Origin of the sequence: uncultured Campylobacter sp. (assembly GCF_938040115.1) — a bacterium.
Lineage (GTDB): Bacteria > Campylobacterota > Campylobacteria > Campylobacterales > Campylobacteraceae > Campylobacter_A.
In genome coordinates this window covers 1-19,317 of sequence record NZ_CALHXD010000217.1, presented here as the reverse complement: position 1 = coordinate 19,317, position 19,317 = coordinate 1, and the positions used below count along the sequence as shown (strand labels likewise).

The 19,317-nt window shown below is 45.5% G+C and carries 16 protein-coding genes and 2 pseudogenes; 3 read left to right on the top strand and 15 right to left on the bottom strand.

Annotated features, from left to right (window positions below; all coding sequences use genetic code 11):
- Positions 1–536: pseudogene (locus tag Q0314_RS07310) on the bottom strand (transposase); the annotation flags it as partial.
- A gap of 243 nt (positions 537–779) precedes the next feature.
- Positions 780–986 (bottom strand): annotated as a pseudogene (locus Q0314_RS07305) (IS1595 family transposase); the annotation flags it as partial.
- Between the two features lie 221 nt (positions 987–1,207).
- On the opposite strand from Q0314_RS07305, the gene ppa reads away from it, so the two are divergent.
- Both ppa and Q0314_RS07295 read left to right on the top strand, forming a co-directional pair.
- Positions 1,208–1,726 (top strand): inorganic diphosphatase, encoded by a 519-nt coding sequence (gene ppa / locus Q0314_RS07300; RefSeq protein ID WP_009493687.1) that lies wholly within the window; start codon positions 1,208–1,210, stop codon positions 1,724–1,726.
- A gap of 87 nt (positions 1,727–1,813) precedes the next feature.
- Positions 1,814–2,335: a DUF937 domain-containing protein gene (locus tag Q0314_RS07295; RefSeq protein WP_298057870.1), complete on the top strand. Its 522-nt coding sequence runs from the start codon at positions 1,814–1,816 to the stop codon at positions 2,333–2,335.
- A 274-nt stretch (positions 2,336–2,609) separates the two neighbouring features.
- On the opposite strand, the gene mnmC is transcribed toward Q0314_RS07295, so the two are convergent.
- The 13 genes from mnmC to Q0314_RS07230 form a co-directional block, all read right to left on the bottom strand.
- Complete coding sequence (gene mnmC, locus Q0314_RS07290; RefSeq protein WP_298057869.1) at positions 2,610–4,685, bottom strand: bifunctional tRNA (5-methylaminomethyl-2-thiouridine)(34)-methyltransferase MnmD/FAD-dependent 5-carboxymethylaminomethyl-2-thiouridine(34) oxidoreductase MnmC; 2,076 nt, start codon at positions 4,683–4,685, stop codon at positions 2,610–2,612.
- Complete coding sequence (locus tag Q0314_RS07285; RefSeq protein ID WP_298057867.1) at positions 4,682–6,403, bottom strand: N-acetylmuramoyl-L-alanine amidase; 1,722 nt, start codon at positions 6,401–6,403, stop codon at positions 4,682–4,684. Before Q0314_RS07285 ends, mnmC begins: the two co-directional genes overlap by 4 nt.
- Positions 6,387–7,478, bottom strand: coding sequence for a nitronate monooxygenase family protein (locus tag Q0314_RS07280; RefSeq protein ID WP_298057865.1), 1,092 nt, complete (start codon positions 7,476–7,478; stop codon positions 6,387–6,389). Before Q0314_RS07280 ends, Q0314_RS07285 begins: the two co-directional genes overlap by 17 nt.
- Entirely contained in the window at positions 7,478–8,686 is a 1,209-nt protein-coding gene (gene tyrS / locus Q0314_RS07275) for a tyrosine--tRNA ligase (RefSeq protein ID WP_298057863.1), read from the bottom strand. Before tyrS ends, Q0314_RS07280 begins: the two co-directional genes overlap by 1 nt.
- A gap of 17 nt (positions 8,687–8,703) precedes the next feature.
- Entirely contained in the window at positions 8,704–10,902 is a 2,199-nt protein-coding gene (locus Q0314_RS07270) for a RelA/SpoT family protein (protein WP_298057861.1), read from the bottom strand.
- Positions 10,886–11,104: a DNA-directed RNA polymerase subunit omega gene (locus Q0314_RS07265; protein WP_298057859.1), complete on the bottom strand. Its 219-nt coding sequence runs from the start codon at positions 11,102–11,104 to the stop codon at positions 10,886–10,888. Before Q0314_RS07265 ends, Q0314_RS07270 begins: the two co-directional genes overlap by 17 nt.
- A gap of 15 nt (positions 11,105–11,119) precedes the next feature.
- A complete protein-coding gene (pyrH, locus tag Q0314_RS07260; RefSeq protein ID WP_002948445.1) occupies positions 11,120–11,839 on the bottom strand; it encodes a UMP kinase in 720 nt (239 codons plus the stop codon).
- A gap of 71 nt (positions 11,840–11,910) precedes the next feature.
- Positions 11,911–13,161 carry a peptidoglycan DD-metalloendopeptidase family protein gene (locus Q0314_RS07255; RefSeq protein ID WP_298057857.1) on the bottom strand — a complete coding sequence of 417 codons (1,251 nt, stop codon included), beginning with the start codon at positions 13,159–13,161 and terminating at the stop codon, positions 11,911–11,913.
- The gene (locus tag Q0314_RS07250; RefSeq protein ID WP_298057856.1) at positions 13,158–13,967 is read right to left on the bottom strand and encodes an FtsX-like permease family protein; all 810 of its coding nucleotides are present in this window, start codon (positions 13,965–13,967) and stop codon (positions 13,158–13,160) included. The genes Q0314_RS07255 and Q0314_RS07250 overlap by 4 nt, the downstream gene beginning before the upstream one ends.
- Positions 13,954–14,625, bottom strand: coding sequence for an ABC transporter ATP-binding protein (locus tag Q0314_RS07245; RefSeq protein ID WP_002948434.1), 672 nt, complete (start codon positions 14,623–14,625; stop codon positions 13,954–13,956). The genes Q0314_RS07250 and Q0314_RS07245 overlap by 14 nt, the downstream gene beginning before the upstream one ends.
- A complete protein-coding gene (gene trmB / locus Q0314_RS07240) occupies positions 14,609–15,784 on the bottom strand; it encodes a tRNA (guanosine(46)-N7)-methyltransferase TrmB (protein WP_298057854.1) in 1,176 nt (391 codons plus the stop codon). The genes Q0314_RS07245 and trmB overlap by 17 nt, the downstream gene beginning before the upstream one ends.
- A complete protein-coding gene (locus Q0314_RS07235; protein ID WP_298057852.1) occupies positions 15,784–17,001 on the bottom strand; it encodes a hypothetical protein in 1,218 nt (405 codons plus the stop codon). The genes trmB and Q0314_RS07235 overlap by 1 nt, the downstream gene beginning before the upstream one ends.
- On the bottom strand, positions 16,931–17,947 hold the full coding sequence (locus Q0314_RS07230; RefSeq protein ID WP_298057850.1) for an RluA family pseudouridine synthase: 1,017 nt from the start codon (positions 17,945–17,947) through the stop codon (positions 16,931–16,933). The genes Q0314_RS07235 and Q0314_RS07230 overlap by 71 nt, the downstream gene beginning before the upstream one ends.
- Before the next feature lie 52 nt (positions 17,948–17,999).
- Between Q0314_RS07230 and Q0314_RS07225 the strand changes: the two genes are divergently transcribed.
- Positions 18,000–19,106: an FtsW/RodA/SpoVE family cell cycle protein gene (locus tag Q0314_RS07225; protein WP_298057849.1), complete on the top strand. Its 1,107-nt coding sequence runs from the start codon at positions 18,000–18,002 to the stop codon at positions 19,104–19,106.
- Positions 19,107–19,317 lie beyond the last annotated feature (211 nt).

Below are 19,317 nucleotides of genomic sequence, written 5' to 3'. Positions count from 1 at the left end.
TTATCATCTTTAGTAAAATATGATAGAAAGTTTTCGTATCTTTACTGTTATTAAATCTAAATTCAGATTCCTTTAGGTGCAACAGAAAATTCTCTTTCTTTATTCCTTTAAATTTAGCTAGTCTATGTTTAGCATATCCCCATCTGCTTACAGTAGCAAGACGAAGTCGCAGCTAAAAGTTTTCTATGCCATTTATATGGTTTTTACCATTAGCGTCTTGCAAAGTAGCAAGCGTAGCGTAGCTTAAAATTCATTCTTTGAGTATTTTACTCTGTAGTGAGCTTTGGCTCCATAATCTACTAATCCATCATAAGCCTTCCAACAATCAGAGTAAATTACACTCTCGTCCAGATCGCTAAACTCCGACAGTATCGGTACCAGTTAACTTACGGAGCAGTTTTTAACTATCTGGGTATAGACCTTACCGTCACACTTTAGCATTCCGTCTGTTTACAGCTACGAGCGTAGCGAAATAGAAATACCGGTTGCTTTCCGTTTGCTCCTCTACCTCTCTTACCTCTTACTCTCTTAGCTCCGTTCTGCTCTACTTCACTACGCTTGTAGCTTTTCAAGACGCAGTTACGAGCAAAGCGAAGTAAAAGTAACTTTCGTCTATTTCAAAGCGGAGCTTCTAGGCGAGCTTGCAAGCTGGAAATTTCACCTGAAAACTTGTATGATACACCCTACAAAACACCCCGAGCTTATCCAAAGCTGGTTTCTCAAATAAAAGTTTAATATCTCGGCTTGTTCCGGTTAAAATGTTTCCGCTAGTTCCCTGTTGAAAACTTAGATATCTTTTCACACTCTTGAGACATCAAAACTCTAATGCTTTTTAGAATCTTATAAATGGAAATTCTATAAATCCCGGTTAAATTTGCTATTTTAGTAGCCTCTATATCCTCTGCAAAGTACTTGAGAATTTCTCTAAATTTCTTTTCTGAAATTCGGGAACGGATTATATACTTATTTTTTACCAATAGGATCATAGTTAAAAACTCCTTTGAAAGTTTTTAACTTATATTGAGCCTTTTACTTTTTAACATCAAATTTACCGCCGTAAGCCGGTCAAATTTTGGCCTACTTCAACTCCGTTTTACTCCAAATTTAGCCGAGATTTTATATAATCTCTTACTCAAATTTCAAGGCAAGTATCTCAAAGCGTTTTACTCCAAAACGCCGCGTGATAGGAGCTTTACAAAGGATTAAAATGGACGTTTCAAAAATCAAAGCAGGTTCAAACCCGGACAAAATCAACGCCGTTATCGAGATCCCGTACGGCTCGAACATAAAATACGAAATCGACAAAGATAGCGGCGCGGTCGTGGTCGATCGCGTGCTCTACTCGGCGATGTTCTACCCGGCAAACTACGGCTTCGTGCCAAACACGCTCGCAGCAGACGGCGATCCTGCCGACATCTTGGTGCTAAACGAATACCCTCTGCAAGCAGGTAGCGTGATCCCGTGCCGCCTAATCGGCGTGCTCGTGATGGAGGATGAAGCGGGTATGGACGAGAAGCTACTAGCCGTACCGGTCACCAAGATCGACCCGAGATTTGACGGGATCAAGAGCTACAAAGACCTGCCTGAGGCCACTCTAAATAAGATCAAAAATTTCTTTGAAACTTATAAAATTTTAGAGCCTAACAAATGGGTCAAGGTTAAAGAATTTAAAGACGCGAATGCCGCAAAAGAGATCCTAGACGCGGCAATCAAAAACTACAAATAAGCCCTCCTCGGCTTGCCGGCCGCCGCCTCGTTAAACCTAAACAAGCGGCGGTCAAATTTAAGCTCACGCAAAATCAAAAGGATAAAAATGGATATATTAAAGCTACTTTTGGACAACTCCGGTGGTATGTTAGATGCGATGTCGCAAAAAAGCGGACTGGGCACAAACGACGTAGAGGCCGTGATTTCTAAGGTCGCGCCGATTTTCATGCAAAGAGCAAACGAAAATTTTAAATCTGACGCCGATTCGTCAAATTTCCTTGAGATGATCCGCCGCTCAAGCCTTGACGAGATGACTGGCACCCCGCAAAACGTCAGCGTTGCCGACGGCAACGAGCTGCTGGGAGTACTAACGGGCTCGAAAGAAAACAGCAGGGCTCTAGCTAGTGACGTAGGCTCGCAGCTAGGCATCAGCGCAGACTCTATCAAGACTCTGCTACCGATGATTGCGGGCATGCTAAACAATCAGCTCAAAGCCTCAAATTTGCAAGACTCCGCGGATAACGGCTCCATGATGTCAATGCTTACGCAGTTTTTGGATCAGAACAAAGACGGCTCGATCGTAGATGATATTTTTAGGATCGCAGGCGACTTTTTCGGTAAAAAATAGGCGAATTTCGCCATTTTAGCCGTTTTGGCTTTGACGCTCGTCTAAATTTGAGCTTTATCTATACTATGCTTTTTGCGCCGCAATGCGCAGATTTATTCTGCTCTTAACAATTTTTGATATACGCCTGCAAATGGCACTCATGCTACTTTAACTAGAACGGCTAAATTTATAAAAAATAAAATTTGATCAGTACCAGCCGCTGCCTCAAATTTATGCCGAATTTGAGATAAAAACAAATAACGTAAAATCAGACTTTAAAATCCAATTTTTATGCCTATTTCAGCCCTTTTTTAAGTTTTCTAACGAGAAATCTCGCCAAATGCAGCTCGTCAAAAAGCGATTTTTCGATGCAAAGCGGGCGGTCAAAAATAAGATCACAGATAAGCTCCGCACCAAGCACCGCCGTGCAGAGCCCGCGCGAGCCGTGAGCGGTGCTAATGTAGACGTTTGGAACGTATTTTGGATGCGGATTAGACTTGCTTTTCGTCCAAAGCAGCGACTTGTATGTATCTTTATAAAAATCCTCGTCGTAAAGCCGCCCGATGAGCGGAAAACGGTCGCCGCTATAGCTGCGGTAGCCCACTTTCGAACCGATTATTCGGACGTTTTGCGGAGTTTTTATCATGTCGTTTGAGAGATTTTCGGATGCAGTCAAATTTGACGCATCTTGCATCTGCGCCGAATCATCAGTAGTCTCGGTACGCAAATCCATGCTTTTGCTTAAATTTACGCCACCCTTGTTCACCTCCAAACGATCCGCATTTTCAGCGTCGCCGTCTGGGCCAATAGTCAAATTTAGCCGCTCGTTTTCTGCAAATTTGTCGTCTAAAAACTCGGCGACGTCGGCTAAATTTTTCTCGTCGTCGCTAGAACGCGGCTCGTCTAAAAAAAGATTTCTATCGTAAGTCGCGCCGATAACCTGCACATCATCAACAGGCGGGCAAACGTAGCCTTTGGCGCTAAAAGGCGCAGGCGTCCAAACGGCAGGCGCGATATGCGTGACCTGGCCGCGCACGGAGCTAAGCCTGATGTCGTAGTCCGTAAAAAGCTCCATGCTCTCGCTACCGACAGCAAGCAAGAGTACGTCGGCGTCGATGATTTGCCCATCCTTAAAATGAGCCCTAATCGCGCCGCCCTCAAGCGTCTCAAAGCCCGTAAATTCGCAGTTTAAAAGCGTTTTTATACCCGTGCTTGCCGCTTTGCACATCTTTCTGGGGCGAGCTTTGGCGCCATTAAAAATAAACGCGCTAGCGTAAGGCTCGTCATCAAATTTTAGCTCAAAAACGCCGTTGTCCGCGTCAAATTCGTGCCACTCGTAAAAGCGCTCTAGCGTCTTTTGCTCGTATGCGTAGTCTGTCGCACCGCAAAACTCTATCTCCTGGGCGCCGAGGTTTTGTTCATAAAAGCGCGCTGCCTGCAAAAACGCGTTCATATGCATTCGGCCTAAATTTACGGTTGGTTTTGTGATAAGCGGCATCAAAATCCCGCAGTAATTTCCAGAGCCGTTTAGTGCGATATCGCCACGCTTTTCGGCGATCGTTACATCTAGGCTGCGCTCGCGCAACTTAAACGCGCAAACGCAGCCAGCCACGCCGCCGCCGATAACTAGCGCCGTCTTTGGAGCGGTCGTGGCAGCGGGATCAAATCTGCTAAACCAAATTTCGCCCTCAGCTTGCCGTTCACCCGCAAATTTGGCACGTAGCATCTCGCGCTTTTTGCCGTAACCTTTTAGCAAATTTACCTCAAAACCGCTATTTTGCAAGGCTCTTTTTAACGCACCCGAAGCCGAGTATGTGCAAACGCTAGCACCCAATGCGCATAAATTTGCGATTTTACCGCAAACCCGCTCGCTCCACATAGCTTCGTTTTTAGCGGGAGCAAAGCCGTCCATAAAAACGGTATCTGCTTTAAAACTAAGCTCATCCAAAACCTCGGCCACGTCACCAAAACACAAGGTAAGCGTGACGTTTGGAGCCAAATTTAGCCTATGAAATCCGCGAATAAGAGGCGGGTAGGCACCCAAAAGCTCACCCGAAACATCCGCGAGCTCGCTAAAATTCGCATAAATTTTAGCCAGATCCTCTTTGGCGATCGGAGTTTTTTCGATACTGACGAAATTTAAAAATTTATCCGTGTTTTTAAATCTTTTAAAAGCGCAGAGAAAATTTAGCCCTGCGCCAAATCCAGCCTCAAGCACGTTAAATTCGCTCTTTTTCTCCCAAATTTCATCAAAAATGGAGTTAAATACATACTCGCTTTGCCCTACGGGATCGTCTGCGTTAAAGTAAATGTCGTCAAATTCGGGATTAAACGGGATGCCACCCTTTAAAACGACTCGTGCGCTTTTCATTGCTGGTTTGAAAAATAGACGTCTATGCCGTCTGCGAGCCCCTTGGCTAGGGCATCTTGGTACTTTGAGTTATTTATAAGATCGCCTTCGCTAGGGTGAGTGATGTAGCCGACCTCAAGCAGCACCGCAGGCATCAGCGCGCCCACTAGCACCCAAAAAGGCGCCTCGCGAACGCCGCCGTCGGAAGCCTTTGAGCTAACTGATTTTGCTCGCGCTAAAACTTCGCGTTGAACGTCGATGGCGAGCTTGTTTGAGGCGATGATTTTCTCGCGGTTAAGGAAATTTAAAAATGTCTGCTTAGAAAAATAGTTCATCTCCTCGATGTCGGATTTATTTTCCAGCGCGGCGGCGTTTTTGCTACGTTCACTACGAGCCGGCGAGAGGAAAAACGTCTCTATGCCGCGCATAGTCGCTGCCTTGGTTTTGCTCGGCGCAGCGTTTGCGTGGATGGAGATAAAGAGGTCCGCAGCCTTGTCGTTGGCGTATTTCGTGCGGTCGCGAAGGTTGATAAATTTATCCTTGCTACGTGTGTAATACACCTTGTAGCCGCGTCCTTGCAGCTCTTTGCCTGCCTTTTGGGCGATACTTAGCACGATATTTTTTTCTTTTAGCGATCCGTTTATGGCGCCTGGATCATCGCCGCCGTGTCCTGCGTCAAGGACGACAACCTTGCCTTTAGCGCTTGTGATTTTTTTAGTGCTTGTCGTTTTTACGGGCGCCAGCACGACCTCTTGCTCATCCTTTTCGGTGGTGCTTTGGGTACTTTTAGCATCCGTCTTGGTCTGCGCGGCAACTTTTTCTTGCTTTTGCTGAGCGAGCTTTTGATTTTGAGCTTGGTGTTGAGTTGCTTTTTGCTGTTGTATTTGAGTTATTTCAGATTTCGAATTTGCAGCGATTTTGGGGAGCTCTTGCTTGATAGACGGTTGATGATTTTTTTGTTTACTGTTTTGACTCGTTAAATTTTGGCTTTGCGTGGGCTTAGCCTTTGAGAAAATTAAAGACTGATTATCGACTCTGAGTTTTAAATTTGGTTCGAATTGACTTACGAATACCACCCTAACGGTTTTTTCGTCAAACTGACTTATGCGGATCTCGTCCACCAAGTAGTTCTTAAATCTTTGCAGTTTTCCGCCACTCCAAATTCCTTTAAATTCATATATCGTCTTACAAGAACCTTTTTGATTTAGGTCGGTTTTTTTGATATCGTTACCGTTTAACTGGCGGCTAAATTTTAGCTCGAAATTTCCGTCGTTATCCAAAGCTTCTAGAAGCTGCAAAGTTTGATTTTTGACGGTTTTGGCATTTTGGGCGGCCAGCGGAGCCGAGGATAGCTGGCTTAATTTTACTTCTTTTTGCTTCGGCTCTTGTTTTTGTTGTTCTTTTTTGACCTGCTTTATTTCTTGTTTTGGTTTTTCTTCGCTTGGCTTTGCAGACTGCGGTATGCTCGCGAGCTCTTTTTCATACGGTTTGGTATCTAGCCCTAGGGCTTTTGAGCTTTTTATTAGTCTAGTTAGGCTTTGGACTCTTAAATTTACGTTATTTTCCATTATGGATTTTACGTAAAGAGTCCTTAGCTCTTGATGCATTGCGATCTTTTCTTTATTGGCTGCGCTATCAAAATTTTTATCGAATTTATCTAAACTCGATAAAGCGCTTGCGCAAACCGCGCTATTCAAAAAAAATAGAAGTATTAAAAATAATTTAACTATCTTCGCCATTTATCAGTTTTTCAAATAGTTCTTTCACGCTTATTATCTCGTTTAGCTTGTAGCCGTTTGCACCTGTGAAAAATAGCCCCGTCTCCTTGCGCCCCTCAAAGGCGTCATAGAGGCGATCTGCGATACAGTATCCCACCTCTTTGGCTTCTTTGCCACGCTGGCACGGACTTACGCAGTTGCTTACGCAGCTGATTTTGGGACCCTGGCGCTTATCGACTAGGTTTATTAAATTTGTCCTAACTCCGCGTGCAGGGTAGCCTACTGGGCTTTTGATTAGCTCGATGTCCTCTTTTTTGGCCGCTAGCAACACTTGCTTAAACTCCTCGCTAGCGTCGCACTCGTGCGTACCGATAAAGCGAGTACCCATCTGTACGCCATTTGCCCCTAGCGAAATCGCCTTCTCGATGTCGTTTTTATCCCAAATGCCGCCCGCGGCAAATAATGGAAAATCGCCCCACTGCTTTATCTCTTCGCTAACTGGCGTTATCAAATTTTCCAGGCTGTATGCGGGATCGATGCACTGCTCGTAGGTAAATCCCTGGTGCCCGCCGCTAAGAGGCCCCTCGAGCACCACCGCATCCGGAAGCCTACCGTAGCGCCCCTGCCAGCGTTTGCAGATGATTTTTAGCGCTTTTGCCGAGGATACGATAGGCACCAAAGCCACGTCTGGGTAGTCTACAGTAAATTCGGGTAAATTCGTCGGTAGCCCAGCGCCCGTGATGATTACATTTATACCGTGATCGCAGGCGTCTTTTACGATACGCTCGTAGTCGTTGCTAGCGTACAAAATATTGACCCCAAGAGGCCTGTCTCCGCAAATTTTACGCGCATTGTCGATGACGGCTTTTAGCCCCTCACGTGAGTAGAAATTTCCGCTGCCGTAGGGCTTGGCGTTCAGCTCTTTGGTGATGTATTTTCGTCCTTCGTAGTAGCCCGTTCCTACCGAGCTTATGACGCCTAGTCCGCCTTCTAGGCTGACGTTTCCGGCGAGCCTATCCCAACTGATACCAAGCCCCATTCCGCCTTGGATTATCGGGTATTTTATATCGTATTTTCCGATTTTTACGGGTTGCATCAGGTTACCTTTAGTTTTGCAAATTTACGCTTGCCGACCTGCAAGACGTATTCGCCAGCGCCCAGCTTTAGCTGCTCGTCGGCGATCTTTTCTTGATTTAGACTGACGGCGTTTGCCGCGATGTCTCGGCGCGCCTGAGAGCTGCTAGCGCATAGTCCGCAGTGAGTGAGCGCCTGCACGATCCAAACAGGAGCCGAGAGCTCAAACTCGTCCATCTCGGTCGGGATCAAATTTTGCGAGTGCACGCGGTCAAATTCAGCCTTCGCCTCTTTCGCCGCCGCTTCGCCATTATATCTAGCCGTGATCTCTAGCGCGAGCGCCTCTTTTACAGCTTTTGGGTGAGCTTTGCCGCTAGCTACGTCCGCTTTTAAATTTGCGATTTCTTCCGTGCTTTTTTCGCTAAGAAGCTCGTACCAGCGCCACATTAGCTCGTCGCTCACGCTTAAAACCTTAGCAAACATATCGTTTGGCTCGTCGGTCACGCCGATGTAGTTGCCTAAGCTCTTGCTCATTTTATTTACGCCGTCAAGCCCCTCTAAAAGCGGCATCATTATGACGGCTTGCTCCTTGCCGACGTTGTAAACTCGCTGCAAGGTTCGCCCCATCAGAAGGTTAAATTTCTGATCCGTGCCGCCCATCTCGATATCGCATTTCATCGCGACGCTGTCGTAACCCTGGAGTAGCGGATATAAAAATTCGCTTATCGAGATCGAGGCGCCGCTTTTGTATCTTTTTTCAAAATCATCGCGTTCAAGCATCCTAGCCACCGCAAAGGTGCTAGTTAGCTCCACGATGCCCGCAGCTCCTAGCTCGTTTAGCCACTTGGAGTTAAACATCAACTTTGTTTTTTGCGGGTCTAGGATTTTAAAAACCTGCTCCTCGTAGGTTTTAGCATTTGCCGCCACGGTCTCGCGGTCTAGCTTTTTTCTCGTCTGACTTTTGCCGCTAGGATCGCCGATTTGTCCTGTGAAATCGCCTATCAAAAACTGCACTATCGCGCCGTGCTTTTGTAAAAAGGCCATCTTTTGAAGCACCACGGAGTGTCCTAGGTGCAAATCCGGAGCCGTCGGGTCAAAGCCTGCTTTAACGTAGAAATTTTCGCCCTTTTCATAGTAGTTTTTTACTAAATTTTCGACGCGCTCCTCGTCTATCATCTCGGCGACGCCCTTTTTTATATCGCTCATTATTTTGCTCAAATTTTCGCCCATTTTCTCTCCTAAATTTATTAATGTCCGTATGCGTCGTCAAGCGACACGAAGTCTATGATCTTGTAGCGATCTCTTAGTCGCTCCTTTATCTCGTTCACGTTCAAATTTTCGCCAAGCTCGATTGTTAGCTCGAAAAAGTCCGCCGTCGCTTCTCTAGTTTCGGTGAGGCTGATAGTTACGAGATCGACTTGCATTTTCGCCATATACGTCAAAAACTCCGCAAGCGACCCGCGTCTGTTTTCTAGGCTCAGGATAATTTTAAATCTATGCGGAGCGACTCGCGTCCATTTGACGAAAATCATCTCGTTTTTTTCTTCGGCTAGCTTCATAAACCGCTCGCAAAGCTTGTGGTGGACTGTGACGTGGTGATAGTTTCTAAATCCCACGATATCGTCGCCGCGCTTTGGATTGCAGCAGTAATCAAACTCGATGCTGTTTATCTTGTGGTTTGAGTAGATTACGATGTTTTCAAATTTTTGCTTTTTGACGTTGTATTTGTCCGTCATCGCGATGGCAAACGGACGGTCTCTTTTTACGTATTTTTTTAGTGCGTTTACCACGTCCTGCAGGTAAACCGAATCAAACGCGGCTCTAAAAATTTTCTTGGTCAAATTTTCAGTCTCTAGCCACTGTTCGATAGTTGCTGAAGGTACTGCAAAGATGCCGCTTAAAATTTCGATCGCGACCATGTTGTTTATATCTCTTATCTTTTGCTTGCAGTACGAGCGGATCGTGGCTCTAGCCTTGCCGGTTTTTACGCTACCTAGCCACGAGCAGCGGTATTTTGGCTCATCGCCGGTCACGATGCTTACGATATCGCCGTTTTTTAACTCCGTTAGTAGCGGTACTCGTACGCGGTTTACATAGGCCTCTTTAGCATACAAACCTACTTGCGTGTGTATCTCATAAGCGTAATCAAGCGCCGTTGCGCCACGCGGAAGCGTAAATATATCGCCCTTTGGCGAATAAACCGCGACGTCCTCGACGTAGAGGCTGTCTTTTGCGTATTCGTAGAGCTCCTCGGGATTTTCACTCGCCTCCTCCATGCCGTTTTCTATACCGCTGATGTCGCTTAGCCAGTCAAGTTTCGGGTTTAAAAAGCCGCCGCTTTTATATTTCCAGTGCGCTGCGACGCCGTACTCTGCGGTTTTATGCATATCAAAGGTGCGAATTTGAACCTCAAAGATGCTTTTGTTATCAAATATCGTAGTGTGTATCGTCTGATAGCCGTTTTGCTTCGGAAGCGCGACGTAGTCTTTAAAACGCGAGATTAGAGGGTTAAAATTTATATGCAAATTTCCAAGTACCAAATAGCAATCCTGCGGCTCTTTAACCAGTACGCGCGCAGCTAGCAAGTCTAGCACCTCCTCAATCGATATGCCTTTTCGCTGCATTTTTAAGTAAATTGAGTAATGATGTTTGATACGCTTTTGTATCTCAAAGTCGTTTTCGCTAAAGCCGTTTTTGAGTAAAATTTGAAAAATTTTGTCGGTAAACGCATTGAGCTTTAGAACGAGCTGCTGCTTGTGCTCGGTTAGGTAGTCGTCGATTTTTTTGTACTCTTCCGGCAAAGCATACTTAAAGCTAAGATCCTCAAGCACGTTTTTGATCGACGAAATGCCTAGCCTATGCGCGATCGGAGCATAAACCATCAGAGTCTCTTCAGCGATTCGCTTTTGCTTTTCAGGACGCAAAGCTTGCAAGGTGAGCATATTGTGCAGCCTATCACAAAGCTTTACCACGAGCACTCTCACGTCCTCGATAGATATTAGCAACATCTTGCGAAAGGTCATCGCAGAGGCCGCCAGACGCTCGTTTGACTCCGAGCTTGCGAGCTTATCCTCTCTGATGGCTACGATTTTAGTTAGCCCCTCGACCAGCTTTGCGACCTCTTCGCCAAAGTCCTCTCTCACGCTCTCTATCGACCTGTCCGTATCCTCGACCACATCGTGAAGCAAGGCGGCGATAATCATATCCTCGTCCCCACCCATATGCGCCACGATGCAGGCCACTAGGATAGGGTGTATGGCATACGGTTCGCCACTTTTTCTAAATTGCCCCGCATGCGAGATAACGCAGCACTCGATCGCGCGCTCTAAATTCGGCGTAAAATTTATCAGCTCGCTAAGCAGCTGTCTCGCCTGAGCGACATCCTTGCAAGCGGTTATATCATCGATTAATTGTTCTAGTAAAAATCCGCTACTTAGCTGCTTCAACTATGCCCTCTAAAGTTATCTTGCCCTCAGCTATCTCGCGTAGGGCGATATCGGCAAATTTCATCTTAGTAACGTCGATATCAAGCAAGCTTTTTGCGCCGCCAGCTAGAGCCTCGGCTCTTTTTGCTACCGCTAGAGCGAGCATATATCTGTCGTCTCCGACTAGTTTTAGAGCCTTTGCCGCTACTTCTTCAGATCTCATTTATTCTCCTTAAATTTAATTTCTCACGATAGAGCAAAACGCGCTCTCGTCGCCTTGTATGATTTTGAGCAAATTTCCGTCTTTAAACATATTACAGACTAAAATCGGTAGCGAATTATCCTTAGCTAGCGCGATGGCGGTGTCGTCCATCACTTTGATATCGTCACTCATAGCAAGCTCGTAGTTTAGCTCCTTTAGCAGCGTCGCATTTTCAAATTTATGCGGGTCTTTGTCGTAAACGCCGTCCACTTTCGTAGCTTTGATTATCATATCTGAATCGATCTCAATAGCGCGCAGTGTAGCCGCCGTATCGGTGGTGAAAAATGGATTTCCGGTTCCCGCAGCAAAGATCACGACGCGACCTTTTTCTAGGTGTCTGTTTGCGCGTCCGACGATGAAGGTTTCACAGATAGCCTCCATCTTTATCGCGCTTTGTACGCGCACGTCTAGGCCTACGCTCTCTAGCGCCTCTCTCATCGCGATAGAGTTTATCACGGTAGCTAGCATGCCCATGTGATCGCCGCTGGTACGCTTTATGATGCCGTCTCTAGCCGCGCTCACGCCGCGTATGATGTTGCCTCCGCCGATAACGATGCCCACCTGTATGCCGTTTTCGACTAGTTCTTTGATCTGTTTTGCGATAAATTTAAGCACAGCGTTATCTATACCAAAGCCGCTGTCGCCAGCTAGCGCCTCGCCTGAAAATTTAACTAAAATTCGCTTTTTTCGCTCCATTTTTCATCTCCTTAAATTTTCGGATTTTAGCTAAATTTGCTTTAAATTTTGCTAATCTCGGCGCGCAGGTGCTATTTTAGGCTGATTAGCTCGAGGGGGTCTATGTGGTAGTTTTTCTGCGTGACTTCAAAGGTTAGATCTCGCTGCACGCGGCCGATTACGTAGCCTTTTTGCACTTTTGTGCCCACTTTTACGGTAGGGGCGATCTGGCTAAGGTGCGCATAGATCGTGTGGATGCCGTTTGGATTTTCGATGATGACTACTTTATCTAGCATCGCCGTTTCTTTGGCGAAGACCACTTTGCCGTTAAACACGCTTTTTACCTTTGCGTCGGCCGAATTTGCGCTTAGCACGACCGATTCGTTAAAAATTTTGATGTTATAGATGGGATCTACGTAGTTGCCGAATTTTTGCTTGACCGTAAAGCCGTCAAGCGGCGCGATCGTCTTTTCGCCGCTATATTTTTTAACAAGACTCGTTTGATAGCTTGAGCCAAACTGCTTCACGTCGCCTTCAGACGCGCTTGCAGTAGCCTCGCCTTTTTTATCTTTCTTATTTTTTTGAGCTTTGGCTTCGGCTGCTTTTTGTGCGGCTAGAGCCTTTTTAGCCTCCTCGCTCTCCCTTTTTGCGACGATTTTTAGCTCTTCTAGCGTCTTTCTAATCTCGTCTTGTTGGGCTTGTAGGCGCGAGAGTTGCTTTTGATAAATTTCCTTATCCCGCTTTAAATTTGCCAGTGTTTTCATCTGTTTATCTTGCAGGGAAACCAGCTCAGCTTGCTTAAATTTAAAGGTTTTTAAATTTGACTTTATGCCGTCTATCTTGTCGTTTTGAGTTTTTATTAAATTTTGCGTACTTTCATACTGCTTAGCCAGCTCGTTAAAATCATCTTTTAGCACCGAGTTTAGCTTGCTTAAAATCTCAGTAGCGATGATGCTATCCACGCCCTCCTCGTACTCTTTTGGCATTATGAGATCGAAAGAAAACTCGTCTGAGATGATGCGCACGATGCTTTTTTGGATATTTTTTTGACTTTGTGTGAGATCTTTGTTTTGCTTTACTAGCTCGTCAAGCTCGCCGCTAACGCTTTTTGCACTGTTTTCCAACTGCGCTATTTGCAAAATGAGCTCTTTCATCTTGTCGTCGGTTTGCTTGACGCTTTTTTCGCCGCCAAGTATATCACCGGCTAGGTCGTCGAGCTTTTTATTTAGCTGTTTTTCAAGCTCTTTTGAGGACTCGAGATAGGTCGTTTGATTTTTTATCTTTTCGCCCGTGCTTGCGTTTAAGCAAATCATGGCGGCCAGCAAAAAGCAAATTTTTTTCATATCGCCGTTGCTTTTCTGGTTACGAGATAAACGGCTAAAAAACTAATCGCAAGCGAAACGCCCAGCAGTACTCCGCCCTCGTAAAACAGATCAATCGCCGGCAAATTGATATTTAGGTCGGTAGCGACTTCCTTAACGGGCTGCAAATCCGGCAAGATAATGTAAAAAACCGCCACCAAAACGGTCGCTATAAACGAATCAAACAACGCGTTTTTGTATAACGCGCCAGATTTTAGCCACGACGGAGCTCCCAGCAGCGTCATTATCTCGATGCGCTCCTTGTGCTCGTATAGCCAAATTCGCATCTGTTTTGCGATGAGCATAAGCCCGATTAACCCGATTAGCCCCGAAAATATCGCCGAAATATTTTTAATCAGCTGCATGATTTTATAAATTTTATCATGCGTTTTTGAAAAGGTCTCAACCCTGCTTACGCCGTTAATCTTTGAAATTTTATCCTTTATCTCTTGCATATATTGGGTGCTTGGAAAGGCATTTAGCTTTAGCGAGTAAAATTTAGGCAACGCATTTTGCAAAACGGCGATATTTTTTGATGAAATATCTTTAGAGAGCTTCTCTAGTACGGGCTTTGAACTAAGCGGTTCAAGAGATTCAAACGTATGAACGAGCGGCTTTACGTCGGTAGCGTTTAGCTCGTTTTGACTTACGATGATAATGTTATAGTCTTTGTTCATCACGGACTCGTACTCGTCCACCACTCGCCCGACTAGCAATATAAACTGAATGCCCACGAGTAACGCCATAAGTGGAATTATAGTGCTTAAGTGGTTTTTAAAGAATTTCATATAGGCGTCCATTTTCTATAGCAAGATGTCTATAGGGTACTCTTAGCGAGCTTGGCACCCTGTGCGTGACGACCACGATGCAGGTACCCAAAAACTCTTTCGCCGAGCGCAAAAGCCCCCAGATAACGTCGCTTGAGTATTCATCTAGGCTACCCGTCGGCTCGTCGCAAAGTAGTAAATTTGGATTATGCGCGAGCGCTCTAGCCATCGCAGCTCTCTGCTGTTCGCCGCCGCTTAGCTCGTTTGGATATTTGTGCGCTCTGTGGAGCAAATTTACGTGCTTTAGGAGTTTGGTCGCCTGATTTTTACAAACATTTGCGCTCAGACCTTTTATCATCAGCGGCAGCATCACGTTTTTTTCGATATTCCACTCGCTTATCAAGCGGTAGTTTTGAAAAACTACGCCGATGCGCTGCCTTAGTTTATCCAGATTTTGCCCGCCAAGATTCATCATATCGGTTAGGCAGACGTTTAGAGAGCCCGCACTTGGCTTTATCTCGCCGTAAAAAGATTTTAAAAGCGTCGATTTGCCGCTGCCGCTTTGCCCGGTGATAAAAACGAAATCATTGGCGTAAATGTCGAATTTCGCGTCCGTTATGAGCTTTTCACAGCCCTCGTATCCTAGGCAAAGCCCGCTTGCGCTAATTATTTTTTGCATCCGCCAAATACTCCTTCAACGCAAGATGCGCCTTTAAATTTTCAGCCGTAACGAGCGGCTTTTTTATAAAATATTCCGCGCCTTTTTCACCGAGCAAAACATAACAATGCTCAGGCGCGTTAAATGAGCCAAACGCAGCGCGAATCAAAATTTCGCCGTCTTTTTCGTATTTTTCCTCTAAATGCAAGAAAAAGTCATCCTCTTTTATCGTTTGGTTGCTAAATTTAGCCGCAACCTTGCTCGCGTCGTAGCCGTTTTCAAATTTTAGCTCGCCTTGACCAACTCTTGGTTCGCTTTGCTTTTCGCAGGTAAAGATAACATCGTAAATATCTTTTTGGTGCCTTTTCCAACGGTCTTCGTACTTGCTGCTTACTTTTAGATCGCGGTTTTTGTAAATTTGCACGTCGGCATCGCTCAAATTTAAAATTTGAGCCAAAGTAAAGTCCGCATACTCGCGGCTATCGGTTCGCAGCTCAAATTTGCCGCCCACTTTTAGCGTTCGCTCACACTCCAGAGCAAATTTAGCCGAGGCTACGCGCCTATGAGGAGCGTCGTCCCAAGGTACTGGAAAATGAAGGAAAATTTTATCGATAAAATTTGACTCCGCAAGCGATAAAAGTAGCCTCGCGTCGCAGTTTACGAGCATGACGTTGTTTAGATTTTTGGCTTTTGCCAGCTTTGCAACCTGCTCGAGCGAGGGCTTGTAGACCTCGATGCCGACAACTAGCGTATCTGGGTTATTTTCCGCCTGAAATAGCAAGTGCCTACCCGAGCCAAATCCTATCTCGATAAATTTGCTCTCAAATTCACTCTGATTTAAATTCTCAAGCAACTCGCCCACGCTAAAGATCGCCGAGTCTTTTTGCGTGAGGCGCGTGTTTTTTACCGCGATGGCTTCACTTAAAATTTGATCGCAATAAAGCTCTTTAAATTTAACCAAAGCATTTTGCAAAAGCCCTACTTTAGCAGGCTTGGTTAGCTTTTCGCCCTTTACGACCCAGTCATTTTCGCGCTTTTTTAGCGTGATAAAAAACTCCTCGCTAGAGCTTTTGCTGTAAACGAGACTAACGCCCTGCCTGCCGCGAGCCTCCCACAAAAAGCTTATCTCGCCGCAATCCTTTGGCGTAAAATTTACGTTTTTAGCTATAAAATTGGGCATTATTCGACGGCTATCTCTGCTTTTTGAGAAGCGTCGGAGCTTATGCCGTATTCATCTACGGCGATAACTTTATAGCTATATTTTTGCCCGTAAGCAACGCTATTATCGACAAATTCATTGCCCGTTATATTTGTAAATTTCTGCTCGCTTCCGCCGCCGTCTCTTATAACAGTAAAGCTTCTAGCCTTATCAGAGGCGTTCCACGTGAGCTTAACCGCCGTGCTGTCGGCCACGATAGATGATACGACCGGTGCGTCGATAGCTCCTAGCGTCATGCCAATGATAGGTTCGCTAGGTTTTTTAGACTCTAGGCCGTCTTTATCGACGATGGTGATTTTATAGTATCTGGTCGCGCCGTTTTCGTTTATGAGATCCTCGTAGCTATTAGACGTGGTTTTCACTAAGTAGGTGTAAGGCATAAATTTGCTTGATGCGCTGTAAATTTTATAGTAGCCAAAGTCGTCGCTAGCCACGCTGTCCCACGTCAAAATAATCTTTTTAGGCACATTTTGAGTAGCTTGCGCATTTACGACTTCGCTTGGCAGCTGCTTCGTCGTAGAGTCCACGATCTCGCTAGGTTTTGAGATCGTTCCGCTAGTAGTTTTTACAAAAACTCTATATTTATAGCTTCTGCCAGGCTTCACGTCGTCATCGATATACTCGGCGTTTAGTCTGCCTTTTACCTCGGCGATTTGTCTCCAGTTTTCTTTATTTATATCGGCTTTTTCGATGACATAAGATGCCACGCGAAGGTCCGGATGCGGTCTCCAGATGAGTTTCACGCGCTCGGGTAAATTCGTAAGCGCTCTAACGAAAGGCACGGAATCCATAAGCGCCTTAGTCGTGGCACTAACCATCATACCAGGGCCTGAAATTTGCTTGCTCGCGTTGTACGTTCTCATCTCGTAGGTATATGTTGTCTCCGGAGCCAAATTTGCATCCACGTAGTGGCTGGCAAAGCGGTCTTTTATGTCGGCTACGACCTTCATTTTGCCGTTATTTTCGTTCGGATTTGAGCGGTATAGATAGTAGCCTGCGACGTTTGAGGTCGGAGTCGGCGTCCACTCAAAGCCCACTTCGGTCATATCGCTGATGGTTTTTAGGCTCTGGACGGTCGGCAAATTCGGATTTACTTGCGCAGGCCCGCTAGAGGATACGCACCCACTCATCACAATGGCTAAAGAGCTCGCTAAGCCCCATAAAATCAATCTTTTCATCTATATTCTCCTTGCTAAATTTGCTAAGTAAAATTTCACTAAAATCATCCCAGACGGGCGCTACGAAGCTCATTTGCCCGCCCGTGCGCGGATGCGTGAAATACAGCCCGTAGGCGTGAAGCATTACTCGGCCGATTTTATCCTTTTCGCTCTTAAAACCGTATAAAGCATCGCCCAAAATATGGCGGTTTAGGCTAGCTAGATGCACTCTGATCTGATGAGTCCTGCCTGTAAAAAGCTTTGCCGCGATCAAATTTACGCCCGCGTTTTTGCTCTGCACGGGGCCGCTAAATTCGCTAAAAAGCAAATTCGCAAAGGCGCTTTTTGCCGCGCGGCCGTCTGAAACGATCGCCTTTTTTAGGCGGTTAGCGGGATTTCGTCCGATAGCTCGCTCGACGATGCAGTTTTGCTTGAGCGGCAAATCTGTTAGCGCTAGATAAATGCGCCCCATGCTTTTGTCGCTTAGCTGGCTTGAAAGCGCGGCGTGAGCGGCGTTATTTTTAGCTACGACGATAGCTCCGCTAGTGCCTTTATCCAGTCTATGCACGATGCCTGCCCTACTTTGTCCGCTTAAATTTGATAGCAAAAACCCCTTTGCCCCGAGCCAGTCCACAAGAGTGGGCTCCTTGACGCTAGGAGCGGGATGGACGACTAAATTTGCCGGTTTATTTAGCACGAGCAAATCCTCGTCCTCGTAAATGATCGGCACTTCGAATTCCGCTTCAAATTTAGCCGTATCAGGCTCGCTTTGCTCAAATTTGATCCTCAAAACATCGCCCAAATTTAGCTTTACGGAAGGCTTGTTTAGCGGCTTGCCGTTTAGGCTAACCGACCCGCTTTTTATCAAATTTAGCGCTTGATTTCTAGCGACGTTTAGCTCAGCGGCCAAAAACGCGTCAGCCCTCGCCTGCGTATCATCTAAAATTTTGATCTCTTTTTCCGTCATTTTTAGATTTGTTTCCTTTAAAATGCTATAATCGCTCAAAAAAGGCAAATTTTTGATAAGACTCGATAGGCGAATTTTAACCCATTTTGACTTCGTTCAGCCGTTTTTGATACTTCCTATTATTATTTTATCATACATTTTGGTTTCTGAGGCAAATTCTATCCTAGCCGGGAAACAGCTTGTATATTTCGGCGTCGGTCTAGCTGCGTTTTTATTTTTCTTTTTGCTTCCCATTCGCAAGATCGCCTGGCTCATACCGCTATTTTACTGGATTTGTATCGTGTTGCTTATTAGCGTAGATTTATTTGGCACGAGCAAACTGGGCGCAAAAAGATGGCTCGAGTTTCCTTTTATCCACTTTACGCTTCAGCCCTCAGAGATCATGAAGCCGGCGCTTCTTTTGATGCTAGGCTACCTCATCAAACAGCGCCCGCCCGAAGAAAACGGCTACGGTCTCAAGGACTTTTTACGCCTTAGCCTTTATATCCTTTTACCTTTCGTGCTAATTTTAAAAGAGCCTGATCTAGGCACCGCGCTGATACTGCTCATCGTGGGCTACGCCGTGCTTTTTATCATCGGGGTAAATAAAAAAATTTGGATCGTAATATTTGCCGGGATTTTGCTCTCTGCGCCCGTGATTTACGAAAATTTACACGATTATCAAAAAAAGCGCATTACTGATTTTTTAAGCGAAGAGTCCAACTATCACGTGCGCCAGAGTATCATCGCTATCGGTAGCGGCGGACTAAAGGGCAAGCCAAAAGACGAGGCGACACAGACGCACTTTAAGTTTTTGCCGATTTCGACTAGCGATTTTATTTTCGCGTACACGATCGAGCGATACGGATTTTACGGAGGGTTAGCGCTACTTAGCTTTTACGGAGCGCTGATAGCTCATCTGCTCAGCTTAAACTACGGGCTAAAGGATGATTATTTTACGCAGACGATGGCGTCGGGGATCGGGATACTTATCTTTATCTACGTGAGTATAAATATCATGATGACGATCGGCTTTGCGCCTGTGGTGGGCATTCCGCTGCCGTTTTACAGCTACGGTGGCAGTAGCTTCGTTACTTTTATGTGCCTTTTTGGGATTTTGCAAAATTTGCTCGCGTTTAGGTTTGATCCGACGTATAGGCTGGTTAAATTTAAAATTTAAACATAAAAACTTTACTAAATACATACGTGAATTTTGATTGAAATAATTTTCAATCAAATCCCAAATAGAATTTGAAGTTTTTAAATATTAACCGCATTTGTTGCTAGGTCACTTTATTAACGACGTTTTTTGACAGCCTGCCCCGATCGTGCAAGCACAAACCTACAAAAGTTTTATATGTACCAAACAAACTTATAAAATAATAAAACGA

Coding starts and splice junctions, on each gene's coding strand:
- mnmC (WP_298057869.1), bottom strand. CDS start 4,685: ATGAAAAGCGCACGAGTCGTTTTAAAGGGTGGCATCCCGTTTAATCCC.
- Q0314_RS07245 (WP_002948434.1), bottom strand. CDS start 14,625: ATGCAAAAAATAATTAGCGCAAGCGGGCTTTGCCTAGGATACGAGGGC.
- Q0314_RS07280 (WP_298057865.1), bottom strand. CDS start 7,478: ATGCAACCCGTAAAAATCGGAAAATACGATATAAAATACCCGATAATC.
- Q0314_RS07250 (WP_298057856.1), bottom strand. CDS start 13,967: ATGAAATTCTTTAAAAACCACTTAAGCACTATAATTCCACTTATGGCG.
- ppa (WP_009493687.1), top strand. CDS start 1,208: ATGGACGTTTCAAAAATCAAAGCAGGTTCAAACCCGGACAAAATCAAC.
- tyrS (WP_298057863.1), bottom strand. CDS start 8,686: ATGGGCGAAAATTTGAGCAAAATAATGAGCGATATAAAAAAGGGCGTC.
- Q0314_RS07285 (WP_298057867.1), bottom strand. CDS start 6,403: ATGGCGAAGATAGTTAAATTATTTTTAATACTTCTATTTTTTTTGAAT.
- Q0314_RS07235 (WP_298057852.1), bottom strand. CDS start 17,001: ATGAAAAGATTGATTTTATGGGGCTTAGCGAGCTCTTTAGCCATTGTG.
- trmB (WP_298057854.1), bottom strand. CDS start 15,784: ATGCCCAATTTTATAGCTAAAAACGTAAATTTTACGCCAAAGGATTGC.
- Q0314_RS07265 (WP_298057859.1), bottom strand. CDS start 11,104: ATGAGATCTGAAGAAGTAGCGGCAAAGGCTCTAAAACTAGTCGGAGAC.
- Q0314_RS07255 (WP_298057857.1), bottom strand. CDS start 13,161: ATGAAAAAAATTTGCTTTTTGCTGGCCGCCATGATTTGCTTAAACGCA.
- pyrH (WP_002948445.1), bottom strand. CDS start 11,839: ATGGAGCGAAAAAAGCGAATTTTAGTTAAATTTTCAGGCGAGGCGCTA.
- Q0314_RS07295 (WP_298057870.1), top strand. CDS start 1,814: ATGGATATATTAAAGCTACTTTTGGACAACTCCGGTGGTATGTTAGAT.
- Q0314_RS07230 (WP_298057850.1), bottom strand. CDS start 17,947: ATGACGGAAAAAGAGATCAAAATTTTAGATGATACGCAGGCGAGGGCT.